The organism is Microcoleus sp. SVA1B4, from assembly GCF_036700545.1.
Classification (GTDB): domain Bacteria; phylum Cyanobacteriota; class Cyanobacteriia; order Cyanobacteriales; family Microcoleaceae; genus Microcoleus.
On sequence record NZ_JAUBPB010000007.1, the window covers coordinates 116379 to 129447 of the forward strand.

Annotated in this window: 10 protein-coding genes and 1 pseudogene; 5 read left to right on the top strand and 6 right to left on the bottom strand. The window is 44.8% G+C overall.

The features are described from left to right. Positions 1 to 41 precede the first annotated feature (41 nt). The 3 genes from hisD to QT987_RS05790 all read left to right on the top strand — a co-directional run bounded on the left by hisD (position 42) and on the right by QT987_RS05790 (position 4656). On the top strand, positions 42 to 1355 hold the full coding sequence (hisD, locus tag QT987_RS05780; RefSeq protein ID WP_333238085.1) for a histidinol dehydrogenase: 1314 nt from the start codon (positions 42 to 44) through the stop codon (positions 1353 to 1355). 324 nt (positions 1356 to 1679) lie between these two features. Further along, positions 1680 to 2108, top strand: a complete 429-nt coding sequence (locus tag QT987_RS05785; RefSeq protein ID WP_333238088.1) for a universal stress protein — start codon at positions 1680 to 1682, stop codon at positions 2106 to 2108. 508 nt (positions 2109 to 2616) lie between these two features. After that, the gene (locus tag QT987_RS05790) at positions 2617 to 4656 is read left to right on the top strand and encodes an ATP-binding protein (protein ID WP_333238091.1); all 2040 of its coding nucleotides are present in this window, start codon (positions 2617 to 2619) and stop codon (positions 4654 to 4656) included. Positions 4657 to 4836: 180 nt separating this feature from the next. On the opposite strand, the gene QT987_RS05795 is transcribed toward QT987_RS05790, so the two are convergent. The 3 genes and pseudogenes from QT987_RS05795 to QT987_RS29865 form a co-directional block, all read right to left on the bottom strand. Then, complete coding sequence (locus tag QT987_RS05795) at positions 4837 to 6105, bottom strand: carbamoylphosphate synthase large subunit (RefSeq protein WP_333238093.1); 1269 nt, start codon at positions 6103 to 6105, stop codon at positions 4837 to 4839. A 389-nt stretch (positions 6106 to 6494) separates the two neighbouring features. Continuing rightward, a complete protein-coding gene (locus QT987_RS05800; RefSeq protein ID WP_333238095.1) occupies positions 6495 to 7388 on the bottom strand; it encodes an isoaspartyl peptidase/L-asparaginase family protein in 894 nt (297 codons plus the stop codon). A 387-nt stretch (positions 7389 to 7775) separates the two neighbouring features. Further along, a pseudogene (locus tag QT987_RS29865) lies at positions 7776 to 9045 on the bottom strand (IS4 family transposase). Between the two features lie 126 nt (positions 9046 to 9171). Here QT987_RS29865 and QT987_RS05815 point away from each other — a divergent pair. Beyond that, positions 9172 to 10056 carry an aspartoacylase gene (locus QT987_RS05815; protein ID WP_333238097.1) on the top strand — a complete coding sequence of 295 codons (885 nt, stop codon included), beginning with the start codon at positions 9172 to 9174 and terminating at the stop codon, positions 10054 to 10056. A gap of 11 nt (positions 10057 to 10067) precedes the next feature. Here the strand turns inward: QT987_RS05815 and QT987_RS05820 are convergent, their stop codons facing one another. Continuing rightward, positions 10068 to 10769, bottom strand: a complete 702-nt coding sequence (locus QT987_RS05820) for a phosphatase PAP2 family protein (protein WP_333238100.1) — start codon at positions 10767 to 10769, stop codon at positions 10068 to 10070. A 160-nt stretch (positions 10770 to 10929) separates the two neighbouring features. On the opposite strand from QT987_RS05820, the gene QT987_RS05825 reads away from it, so the two are divergent. Then, positions 10930 to 12009 carry a M23 family metallopeptidase gene (locus QT987_RS05825; RefSeq protein WP_333238102.1) on the top strand — a complete coding sequence of 360 codons (1080 nt, stop codon included), beginning with the start codon at positions 10930 to 10932 and terminating at the stop codon, positions 12007 to 12009. Positions 12010 to 12093: 84 nt separating this feature from the next. Here the strand turns inward: QT987_RS05825 and QT987_RS05830 are convergent, their stop codons facing one another. Together QT987_RS05830 and QT987_RS05835 are read right to left on the bottom strand one after the other, a co-directional pair. Next, positions 12094 to 12657: a Uma2 family endonuclease gene (locus tag QT987_RS05830; RefSeq protein WP_333238105.1), complete on the bottom strand. Its 564-nt coding sequence runs from the start codon at positions 12655 to 12657 to the stop codon at positions 12094 to 12096. 41 nt (positions 12658 to 12698) lie between these two features. Beyond that, positions 12699 to 12938 carry a hypothetical protein gene (locus QT987_RS05835; RefSeq protein ID WP_333057703.1) on the bottom strand — a complete coding sequence of 80 codons (240 nt, stop codon included), beginning with the start codon at positions 12936 to 12938 and terminating at the stop codon, positions 12699 to 12701. Positions 12939 to 13069: the final 131 nt, after the last annotated feature.

Sequence of the window (13069 nt, forward strand, 5' to 3'; positions counted from 1 at the left end):
AGCAAATGTTAGTGAAGTTATAGACGGCATTCCTAATCTCCATGCTGCGAATCATTACTCAGTGGGTTGAGGCACAAGCTGAACTGCGACGGATCTGCGATCGCACCCATGACGAACTTGTCGTTCACAAAGAAGCCACCGTGCGGGAGGTGCTGCAAGCTGTAAGGCGCAGAGGCGATCAGGCTGTGCTGCACTACACTGCTGAATTTGACCGCATGACCCTAAATGTGGAAGATTTACGGGTGAGTGGCGCCGAATTGGATGCTGCTTACCAACAGGTGTCAAAAGAATTATTAAATGCCATCCGGCTGGCTTGCAAACAGGTAGAGGCGTTTCACCGACAGCGCGTACCCAAGTCTTGGGTGCAGTTTGGTGATGACGAAATTGTTTTGGGCAAGCGCTACACGCCGGTCGATCGAGCGGGAATCTACATTCCTGGCGGTCAGGCGTCCTATCCGAGTTCGGTGATCATGAATGCGGTTCCTGCGAAGGTCGCCAAGGTGCCGAGACTGGTGATGTGTACTCCCCCCGGACAGGAGAAGAAAATGAATCCTGCGGTGCTGGTAGCGGCTCAGGAAGCGGGAGTTGATGAGATTTATCGAGTCGGCGGGGCGCAGGCGATCGCGGCTTTGGCCTACGGTACGGAAACTATTCCGAAGGTGGATTTAATTACTGGGCCGGGGAATATTTACGTCACCCTGGCTAAAAAACTGGTTTACGGGACTGTGGGGATCGATTCTCTGGCTGGCCCGTCGGAAGTGTTGATTATTGCGGATGGTTCGGCGAATCCTGTACACGTGGCTGCGGATATGTTGGCTCAAGCTGAGCACGATTCGATGGCGTCGGCAATTTTGCTGACGGCGGATTCGGTGCTGGCTAGGAAGGTGGTGGCTGAGGTAGACAGACAGTTGGCAAATCACCCGCGCCGAACTTTAACAGAAAAGGCGATCGCCAACTATGGCTTAGTCGTAGTAGTTGACTCGCTCAAAGCGGCGGCGGAACTCTCTAACGAGTTTGCGCCCGAACACTTGGAATTGCAAGTTGCAGATCCTTGGGCTTTGCTCGAGCAAATTCGCCACGCTGGGGCGATTTTCTTGGGATGCTCGACGCCGGAAGCTGTAGGTGATTATTTGGCTGGCCCGAATCACACTTTGCCGACTTCTGGGGCTCCGCGCTATGCGTCGCCGCTGGGTGTCGAAACTTTTATGAAGCATTCGAGTTTGATTCAATATTCGCCGGCTGCACTTAAGAAGGTGGGTAGGGCGATTAATGTTTTGGCGGAAGCAGAGGGGCTTCCTTCTCACGCTGATTCGGTACGGCTACGGACTGAAAATGAGGGAAAGGGTGAGTTTTAAATGGTAGATGGGAGATTGCCGCTCGGCAAAATACAGAGGTAGTCAAAAGTGAGTGAAATGCAGTGAAACGAAGCAATTCTCTTGCGATTATGGTAGCTTTACATTCTGTGACAATCGACCCAGTTTATTTGCACCTACTTACTTACGCACTGCGGGTTTAAGAAACCCGGTTTCTTCAAGAATCTTGCTGAAAAGACGCAATTATGTTAAGAAACCGGGTTTATGGGTAGGTAATAATGATGTTGGTGGGAAGCGCGAAATTGTGGACAGTAGGCGAGAATCATCGAAAAATTTAAAGTCTAAATATCGGAAATTTAAAGGTGCATGGTATTGAATACTGTTTTGGTAGCGATCGACAATTCAGAGCTTGCAGAACGGGTTTTGCAAGTTGTAGGACAATTTCAGCTAGAATCGACGGCCAAGGTGATTCTAGTTCATGTTGTGAGTTCTGGTAGGTCGGATTTTGACGCGGTTGTCGATCGACCTCACGCTCAGGGAGATGAGATTGATTACCGAGAGGTAGAGAAGTTGCTGCAATCTTATCAGCAAAAGTTGCTTTGCCAGAGCGAATTGGAGATTGTTTCGGGACAACCTGCCGAAGAAATTGTCCGTTTGGCTCATATCTATAAGGCGGATTTAATTGCGATCGGCTGTCGGGGTTTGACTGGTTTAAAGCGGATTTTGGAGGGTTCGGTGAGTGCGGAGGTTGTGGCTGAGGCTCCTTGTTCGGTGTTGGTGGTGCGGGCCAAGTAAGTAGGCTGGTAAATGCGATCGACTATTGCATTTACATCAACCAAGATAGCTATTAATTCCCAATCCGGATATCGTATCCCCTTGATGTTTAGTAAAAGTAGGGTGCCTCGCCACGAACAATGCTTGCTCCCCAGAAAGCGATCGAGCGACGCACCCTACCATAGGATAAAGGGGATGAGCAACCCGGATTTTGTATAAGATCATTTGTTAGTAGAATGTAAAAATTAACGACCTATCAAATATATGCTATTTTGTCAATTTACCGACCAACGGAAAAAGAAAAAACTTCCAGTAAGCGATCGCTTTTAACCGCAGAGTAACGGGGCTACAAAAAGAGCGATTCACGATCGGGATAGCTCCGCTTCAGGCTCCTTTGATGAATTGATATTATGATAGACAAAGAACCAATGGCTAAGCATTATCATCTATGCCTCCAACTGCGAAGTGCCTAAAAATTCCTCTGCGCGGTGTTCTTGTTGTTCCATTTGTTCTACAAATCTTTACAGCAGTGAGCTTAACAGGTTGGCTTTCCTTACGCAATGGACAAAAAGCGGTTAACGATGTGGCGGCTCAACTTCGTCAGGAACTAATAGCACGCATTGAAGGAGAACTCAAGCAATATATCAACAAACCTCATGATATCAATCGTGTGAATTCAGTCGCTTTTGCACAGGGCCACATCGACATGATGAATGGCCGCAACGCTAAGCAATTTTTAACCCAAGTGCAGATATCCCCTTTTGTTTTTTCATCCTATTGTGGCGATGCCCAAGGATATTATCTGGGTGCGACTCGTCGAGAGTCAAAAATCGCGATGACTGCGAGTAATAAAGAAACAAACTATCATTTTTATTTTTATGAAATGGATAATTGGGGCGATCGGCAAAAATTCCTAGAAAAGGTAAACTCTTCTTACGATCCTCGCCAACGCCCCTGGTATCTTTCTGCTGTGAAAGCAGGGAGGCCTACTTGGAGCAATATTTTTGTGAATATTGTCAACAATGGTAAGCCTGCAATTACTGCCAGCGAACCTGTCTATGACCCAGAAGGTAAACTTCTGGGTGTCTGTGCCACTCTTGTTGTCCTCTCAGAAAATTTAAGGGAATTTCTGGGAAGTTTGTCTATTGGTAAAACAGGTAAGGCTTTTGTGATGGAGCGATCGGGTTCAATGATTTCTAGTTCCACAACAGAGCCACTAATCAAAGGACAAGGTAAAGCTCAGAAAATGATTGACGCCGTGGAAAGTAGGGAACCATTTGTGCGGGAGACAGCCAAATATTTGCTGAAATATTTTGGTAACTTTGACCAAATTCATAAATCAGAACAGTTAGAATTTACCCTCAAAAGTGAGCGGCAGTTTGTTCAGTTGCTACCGCTGAATGATGGTAGAGGCATCGATTGGCTAATTGTACTCGTCGTGCCTGAATCTGATTTTATGGAGCAAATAAATTATAATAGAAATACGACGATTATCCTTTGTCTGTTATCACTGGTAATCGCAACAGGATTAGCAATTATCACTTCACAATGGATAGCTAAACCTATTCGGCGATTGAGTCAAGCCAGTCAGGCGATCGCCAGTGGAAATTTCGAGCAAAATGTTCCCGACACTCTCGTAGAGGAATTGGTAAGTTTATCAGTATCTTTTAATCAAATGAGTCACGAATTAAAGAACTCTTACCACACCCTTGAACAAAAAGTAGAAGAACGCACTCAAGAACTACGGGAGACTCAAGCCCAACTCATCCAAAGTGAGAAAATGTCATCTCTGGGGCAACTGGTAGCCGGGATTGCCCATGAAGTGAATAATCCCGCGAATTTTATTCACGGTAATTTATCTCATCTTAGCCAATATACCCAAGATTTACTAGAGCTAGTACAGCTTTATCAAAAGTATTATCCCCAGCCGGTATCGGAGATTCAAGCCAAGTCGGAAGATATTGAGATCGAATTTTTGAGCGAAGACTTATCAAAACTGCTCAAGTCTATGAAAGTAGGTTCTGAACGTATCCGCGATATTGTTAAATCTCTACGGAACTTTTCTCGATTGGACGAAGCAGATTTCAAAGCTGTCGATATCCATGAAGGCATTGAAAGCACCCTGATGATTCTGCAAAATCGTCTCAAGCCCAGACACACACATCCAGAGATTGAAGTGATCAAAGAGTACGGTAATCTGCCACCGATCGAATGTTATGCAGGACAGCTTAACCAGGTATTTATGAATATTCTGACAAATGCTCTGGATGCTTTAGATGAGCATCGGGTGGAGAAAAAGACAATTCGGATTAGTACGAGTCTGTATAACTCAGAATTGGTCAGAATTTGTATTGCTGATAATGGGTGTGGCATCACAGAGGAAGTCAAAAAACGGCTATTCGACCCATTTTTTACAACCAAACCGGTAGGAAAAGGTACGGGAATGGGGATGTCTATTAGTTATCAAATTGTGATCCAAAAGCATAAAGGGAAACTGTGGTGTACATCAGAACCCGGAGAAAGAACAGAGTTTTGGATCGAAATTCCTCTGAATCAAAGTGTTATTTAGTTGAGGATATTCGCGAACTGTGGCCTTATTTTGCCGAGCCCCATGAATCGGGTCACTTCAAAGCTGTGGAACCTTCAATTTTGATTTGTGATGGCCCGTTTCCCGATATCACCGAACCATGCGATCGAGATGAGCGGTAAAACCCCATAACCGCTGCAATCGGTAGAGTAGATATTAACCCTATTGCTGCAATCCCTTACTGTGCAAATTCTGCTCGATGTGGTGTATTTCCTTCATATCCTCACCCGCAACTATCCCGTAAATTTCCGTGTAGATTTTCCCGTATTTAACCTTCTCTAAAGCTGACAGGATTATCAAGTCCTTGCGATCGAGTTCTGGTTTCAGCGTGACAAGAATCGACTCCAAAGTCCCATCCATTCGGCAGTCACTGGAATATTTAGCCACCTCCTTTCCCCGCCCCAGTAAGGTATGGCGCTGTAAGCAAAGCGGAGTCGAGCCATTAACTCGGAAATTGGCATCAATAGCATACAACCGTCCCTCCGAGTCTTCCAGCACGTCGAAGCCAATAACGCCGAAATAACCCTGTTGATGAGCATATTTACCAATAGCGGCAATCATCTCAAAAAACCTACTCATGTCGGTTTCGCGGTAGTGAATCAGTCCCCCTAAATAGTTGCCCTCTGGAGTGACAAGTTGGCCGGTAGTGCCGATAAGCGTGATATTTCCCGTTTTGCTTACATAGAACTGTACGCAATAGTTCTGCACTTCATTCTTGACGAATTCCGAGACAATAATCGTATCCACCAACTTAATATCGAGATATTTCCTCACTTCCTGCAAGCAGTAGTTCATATCGCTGGCGCTTTTGATAATATAAGTGCCTTCTCCAGAAAGTCCGTGAGATGTTTTAATCAAGTAGGGGAATTGCTCTGGTAACTGAATGCTTTCGAGATTGACTTCGTGCAGATTGTAGGTTTCGTATTTCGGACATTGCACGCCTAATTCTGCTAGCGTTGCTTTGCTGAGTAAGTGGTAGTGGATGTCGGGATGAACGGCGTGTTTTTCGGGTTTGAGATTGTCGAAGGGAAATAGAGTCAGGAGTTTCTCAAAGCGATCGCTCATGCTGATATCTTCGAGATAAGTTGAGCAGTCTATCATCTCCATACTGCTGTTACTGAAGCCCAAATGCTCCCGCCAATAGTCAATCAGCGAGTTCGGCGGCGAATTAATCACAATCCCTGGAATGGCATCGCCTAACACAGCCAGATTTTTCCAAGGTTCCTTCTGACCAATCTTGTCGAAAGAAGTTTTGGTGGCTTCACTGCTGCCGTCTTGAATAAAGTATTTTTTCCTGTTGGGATAAGCAGCCCAACTGGCGGTGGCAGGGTAATTTAGGATGAACGCATAACGTGCATCTGTGATGTCTGGAGCAAACAAATCGGAAAGAGAGTTGCCTTGAAAGTAAGGAAAGTCGTATGTTGAGTTCATAGAAACATCCAAGTCGAGTTTGAATTGAACTGTTTTCCCGGCCACTAAGTAGCTCGACATAATTAAAAGTAGGGTGGGCATTGCCCGCCCTACAAATTGACAAAGTGTTTATTGATCAATACTTCGGACTGTTTTTGATTACCAACCGTAGAATAAGGGTTTCAAGCCTCGAAGGCAATGGAACTACCAACTGACATCATGTCCGGTCGAGCGACCGCGATTTTTGTAGGGGTGGGTTCACCAACAATACCTGCCCATAATTGACAATCTCAAAAACCCACCCCGACCGGGATATTAATTGATGTCAAGCTACTTAATAACTAGGAAACAAGATATTAGTTGCGGAATTTTAACTCTCTCCAACTAGAGAGAATGCAACCTCAATAACTTCAACGATGGACGAGTTGTTTTTTCTTAGTGAACGCAGCCACCTTGTCCATTCCTTCGGTCATATAAGCACAAGCCATGTCCGTTGAGTTATGCGCCCAGCCAACCTGCCCTTGAGGGTCTATGAGGATGCACCCAGCTTCTCCTGCCACCTTAGATGCCAGAGTCTCAATTGCCATCTGCGCTGCTTCGTCTGGGTGCTTGCCGGACGCTAGAATGTCGATCGCCCTCTTAGCTAGAACTACTGGCATAATGGACTCGCCATCGCCTGTGGTCGAGCAACCGCCCTGTTCATTTTCAGCAAACAAGCCTGAGCCAATAATGGCGCTGTCGCCGACGCGACCGGCGGGCTTATTCATAGTGCCGCCTGTTGAGGTACCGGCAACTAAGGTGCCACTACTATCCAAAGCTACACAACCAACGGTATTGGGGCGGTCAAGAACTTCTTTTTCCTCCTCCCACTCTTCCTGTTGCTCATCCGCGATTAAGTCTTCTTTTGTACACATCTCGGCTCCACTTTCTGCAGCAAAATGTTCTGCATGATCCGCTACTAAGAACATGGGTTTTTTATCCATAATCTTTCGCGCCACTGAGATGGGATGGCGCACGCCTTGAACATTTGCGATCGCTCCCCAAGCTAAGGAACGGCCTTCCATGATCGCTGCGTCTAGCTCTACTTCTCCCTGGTTGTTGAGAACCGATCCAAAGCCTGCGTTAAATGTCTGGTCAGCTTCCAGAACCCGGATAGCTGCCTCAACAGCTTCTGCTGCGGTACCCCCACTTGCGAGCACTGCCCAACCAGCTTCTGCTGCTGCGGTACAGCCTGCATTGTTGGCTGCAACCTTGTCTTCTGAGATGGTTTTCGCTCCACCGTGAACAATAATGCTTATTACCATAAATTGCCTTTTTTAACCTTAAGCAATACTTAAAACTTACTTAGATCACTGAATTTTTTAAATCAATTATTAAGCAACTTTTAAGTATTTTTTTTACCATCATACTTGTACAGGTTAGCAGTGTTGAATTTTGGCTTCTTCTATCTTCAGATGTAATTATTTTGGCCGCTCTTTGTGTTCCTCCCGACCTAGCTATTTAATAATTTTTAATAAAAACTGGGCCAAGTTATGTCAATAGTATGAGCAAATTTGGCTTCGATTTAGTTAACAACTTTTAAATATTTAGGGAGTCAAGATGGGGTAAAACTTAAGGCGATGCGCTACACATTAATAGGCAAAATGGGTAAACCTGAAGAATGAGACTTTGCTGAGAGGGTGACAAGAGAGCTATACCGATTGCTGTAAAAGGGATAGAGCATTTAGTCCTTGGCGAAAATTCTGAGCTTTATGGGGCTTTAGGGCTATCAGTGCTAACATCTGATCTCGCCATAAAACTAGGGAGTGACTCCAAGCATAACCAGATAATCCGAACCCAAAAATACTGTAATGGGGAAAATTATTAGGGGTTTTTTCCGAGCGATCGAGGTAAGCTACGAAGTGGTTATATTGGAACTCCTTCCCGGCGATAGTCGCTAGCCACCAAGCAGAATTAATCTACAAAAATCAAGCTAAAAATCGGGTGAAATTCACGAAACTGTATTCCGAATAATAGCCGCTATTTTTACGATTTTATAAACCTTATTTTGATATTATTCGCGCTTAATAAAATTTCTAATCCAGCTTAAAAATTGAAACTTGATTCAGTCAAATTTAAGTTTTTTAACCATGTTTTGATTAGGTGTTTCCAATAAGCTCCTACTTTTAATTTATAAATAAATGCAAATATGTGAATGGTTACATTTTTGAATAAATGAGATTATTTAGATTTAAATTCTTGTTTTGTCAAAGGCTGGCTAGGCTGGTCAGAAGTCGCGACAGCAACACTCTTTTCTTGATTCAAAGCTAGGTCTTAACCCTTAGTCATTCGATTTTAGATTTTAGATTTTGGATTGATTCCACGGATCAATCACGTGGCGGGTACCACCTTTGAAATTCTTGGTCATGAGACAGTTTGCGAGCTTCCCGCTACGAAACTTTAGGTCTCCGATTACCACGATAGGATAAGGATTTTAACGTGTCAAAATCGGGGTCATTACCAGTTGTGTTCAGGGAAATAACTCCTCCATAATTTCGACATTCACTGCCAATATATTGGCCAAGCATGACTCCCAAAAATTATCGTGACTATCAGCAGATTCCGGTCTCGCCCTTGAGTTCGGTTGAGAGCAAATTCTACATATTTTTTAGTTTTGAAGGTTAATTTTGAACAGTTTCTTCGTTGCGCTATATTAAATCTTTGCTCTCTAAATTCAGACTTTCAAGCCGCTTTGGTTATAGGAAACCACAGCAACTGGGTCGAAAGCTGGGGGAGATTAAGAAATAGCTGGAGATTTCGGACGCGACTATTGTATTGAATCGGTTGTAGAAAAATATTAGCCAATCTTGATCGTCTGAGTTGTCGATGGCTTTGAAGCATCTGAACTAAGAGTTCTAAGGTGAGTGGTTGACTCTCGCTCAAGTGGATGCGTAATAACTTTTGGTATAATGTCTTTAGCATTTTTTGTGGGGTCGTTCCAAAAGTCACCCGCTTTTTTATGACTTCTCCATTATCTCAAACAATTGCCCCCTCTGGGTTTTCCCTCGGTTCTCACCTCTCAGGCTTGGGATAGGAAATTATTTGTTTATGAATCAAATTAAACGTGTTGCCATAGTGGGAGGAACCCACGGAAACGAACTCACAGGAATTTACCTCGTGAAGAAATTCGATCGCGCGCCAGAGTTAATTGGGCGATCGACTTTTGAAACTATCACCCTGCTAGCCAATCCCAAAGCTTGCGAAATCGGGACACGCTACATCGATATAGACCTCAACCGCTGCTTTAGAAAGCAAGATTTAGAAAATCCCCATCTCTCCAGCTATGAAGCCCAGCGGGCGAAAGAAATCTACGGCATTTTTAGCTCAAAAAACACTCATCTGCCCAACTTAATTATCGATTTGCACAGCACCACATCCAACATGGGGCTAACATTTATTCTCGCCAGCCATCATCCATTTAACCTGCAACTAGCAGCTTATTTAACCTCTGTGTATCCCCGCATCAAGGTACTCACTTCTACAACCAAGAATCATGATAGTCCTGTGCTGCGCTCGCTTTCGGAATTAGGCGGGACGCTGGAAGTTGGTGCAGTGCCACAAAGCGTATTAGATGCGTCTTTATTTCAGGAAACTGAGCAAGTTGTCGGTACGATATTAGACTGCGTAGAAGCCTACAATCAAGGCACAGTGCCTGCGGTCAAGAATCCCCTGACTATTTATCACACCATTGGGGCGATCGACTATCCCAGAAACGAGAACAGAGAAATTCAGGCAATGATTCATCCTCACCTGCAATCCAGAGATTATCAAGCCCTAAATCCCGGCGAACCGATGTTTTTGACCTTTGATGGTAAGTCGGTCTTGTATGAAGGTAAATCAACCGTATATCCCATTTTCATTAACGAGGCTGCTTACTATGAAAAAGGAATTGCCATGTGTTTTACCCAGAAGCAAATAGTCAGTTTTGAGTAGAAAATTTCAAATTATTTTTGAAATTTTTCCTGTGACAAAAACTCCTCTTTAGAAGCCCTAGTAAAAGAACGCAATTCCTTCCATATTTCCAAAGTGATAATACAGGTAATTAGCCACACCAAACCAGCAGTATAACCAGCAATAACATCGGTAGGCCAATGAACACCTAGGTAAAGCCGACTCAAACCAATAGCAGCAATTAATACAACTGTCAAGCTGTAAATCAACCAGCGCTGCTTGGGAAATCGTACACCCAAGAAATATCCTAGCAAACCGTAAATAACCATTGAAATCATTGCGTGTCCGCTAGGGAAACTGTAAAATGTTACATTAACAACGCGCTCCCAAAGTTGAGGTCGATCGCGGGCAAAAAGTTTTTTTAACAGTAAATTTAAACCGATCGCTCCACCACCCGCGATCGCAATAGTTGCAGATTCAGATCGGTGATTGCGCGCTAGCAAAATAATACCCAACGTCAGACAAATCACTAGCAGCAAATTCGGCTCCCCCAAAAAGGTAAATCCCAGCATTATTTGATCGCGCAAGGGAGTGTGCAATTGCCTCAGAGCGAGTAAAATAGAGGTATCGAAAGCGTAACTTTCTTTTTCCAACACCTCTTCGGCAATGGTGGCAAATCCCCACATCGCCAAAGCCGCAACAGCAAGCCCGGTAAGCCGAATTATCGAAATGAGCGATCGAATTTTAGAACCCATTCTGGAACTAATTAAAATTTTAAAATTTCCAACTTAAAATAATACAACAAAGATAGGAAACGAAAACGCCTTACCCATCGTCTAGATGCTTGAGCAACTCTATTCTGAATGATTAATTGATTTTTCACTACCCACCTCAACTTGTACATCCCATCGGCGAATGACTATACTCTCCACAAAATACATTTCTGCAATTTTGTTGACCTTGGGGTTGACAAGTCTTTCTAGTTGTGCTAGGAACAGCGGAGTCACTGCGCCGATCGCCGAAGCCCACACGATCGCCCAGCGTCTCGTCTCTACCGCAGTCGCCCAAAAGCCCAACAACCCGCAATTCGGTCAGCCGATCGACTGTACCCTCGGCAAAGACTGTTTTGTATTGCTGTATTTCGATCGAGAACCCGGCCCCACCGCCGTCGATTTTGGCTGCGGGCGCCAAACCTACGACGGCCACGACGGCACAGACTTTGCCATTCCAGATGCCAAAGCAATGGCAAAAGGAGTTCCAGTTATTGCCTCCGCAGCAGGCAAAGTTTTGCGAGCACGAGATGGTGTGGTCGATCGGCGTTTACAAAACGAGACAGAAAAAGCCAATCTCGCAGGCACAGAATGCGGCAACGGCATGGTAATTGACCACGGCGGTGGTTGGGAAGCCCAATACTGCCACCTCCGCCAAGGCAGCGTTGCCGTCAAACCGGGTACGCAGGTAGAAAAAGGCACTGTTTTGGGCATGGTGGGAAACTCTGGGATGGCATCTTTCCCCCACGTACACGTAACTTATCGCTATCAAGGCAAAGCCGTAGATCCCTTTGTCGGGCCCGACGCGAAGGTAGGCTGCAACATCGCCCGCAATCCCATTTGGGACAAGCCTCTAGACTATATTTCCACAGGTTTAATTCGGGCTGGTTTTGCCAATAAGCCACCCGATATTAACGCTGTCTGGGAAGGACAATTTTCAGAGACTCAACTCCCTGTAAACAGTCCAGCTTTGTTGTTTTGGGTGCAAAGTTACGGAGTGCTCAAGGGCGATCGCGAACAATACAAATTATTTGCACCCAACGGCACAACCATCGCCGATCAAACCAATGAAATTAAAGCCCCCAGCCGCACTTGGTTGGGTTATGTGGGCAAAAGAAACAGTACAAATTCTCCTCTGACTCCCGGAGTTTGGCGGGCCGAATACCGATTGACGCGGGGCGATCGAGTTTTGGCAGAAGTCAAGCGAGAAGTAGAGTTGCGTTAGTCCGTTGACTGTTGACTGTTGACTGTTGACTGTTGTCACTAGGGAAAAGTAAAAAATATTAAAAATAGGACATTCTTCCGAAGATTATTTCAGCAGCCAGCCAAATAATTCTCCGACACTCAACCGCAGTTCGCTAGCGAAGGACGGCACAGGTAGCAGCATTTCGGGTTCATCAAATACTGCTGTCTGTTGCTGGGGAACATAAACAAAAACGCATTGTTCGTCGGGATCGATCAGCCAGCCCATTTGAGTTTGATGATTTAAGCAGTGCAGAATATTTTTAGTAACTTTAGTTTGACTTTGTTCGGGCGACAAAATCTCAATTGTCCAATCAGGAGCTATGGGAAAGACATTAGCAATTTCGCCGTTATCATCGGCGGGAATTCTGTTCCAGACAAATACTGAAACATCAGGCACTGTTGACCTTCCGCCAAAGGTACACCGGAGTTCTGGAAATGCTCGTGCAACTTTTTTGGGTTTTAATATAGCGTTAATGAAAATAATTAGTTCACATTGAGTCGCACTGTGTTTCCCCTGTGGCATTGGCTTCTGAATAATTTGATTATCAATGTATTCGCTGGCAGGTTTGGTTTCGGGTAGTTGGAGAAACTCTTCTAAAGTTAAGGATTTTAATCTTGTTTGTACCATTTTAAGTTCACCTCTAATGAAGTAGATCTTTTAGCAGCAGTCTAGTAATCAGGCAAATTGTTCCAAGCTTGAGCCACAATGTCGCTCAGCCATAGCCTCTGAGCAAAATCGAGCAGATTGTCGTCGGCTAGTACCTCAGCCTTCAATTCATCCAAAGACTGAGATCGCGATCGAGCTATTTGAATCACACCCGCGATCGCCGACGCCACCAATTCTTCATTCAGCGGCTGCTGCCGCAAAGCAATCATTTCTTGAGGATTCGTAGGAATGGGATAATTCATAAGAGTGCATACCGAAGGGAGTAGATGTTCAGCCGCTGTGGGGCTTCCGGCGAATCAGCTAAAAATCTGAGAACACTGTAAACTTATTTAAAACTAAATAAGTATTCGGGAGTATAGCCTACTTTGCTCCC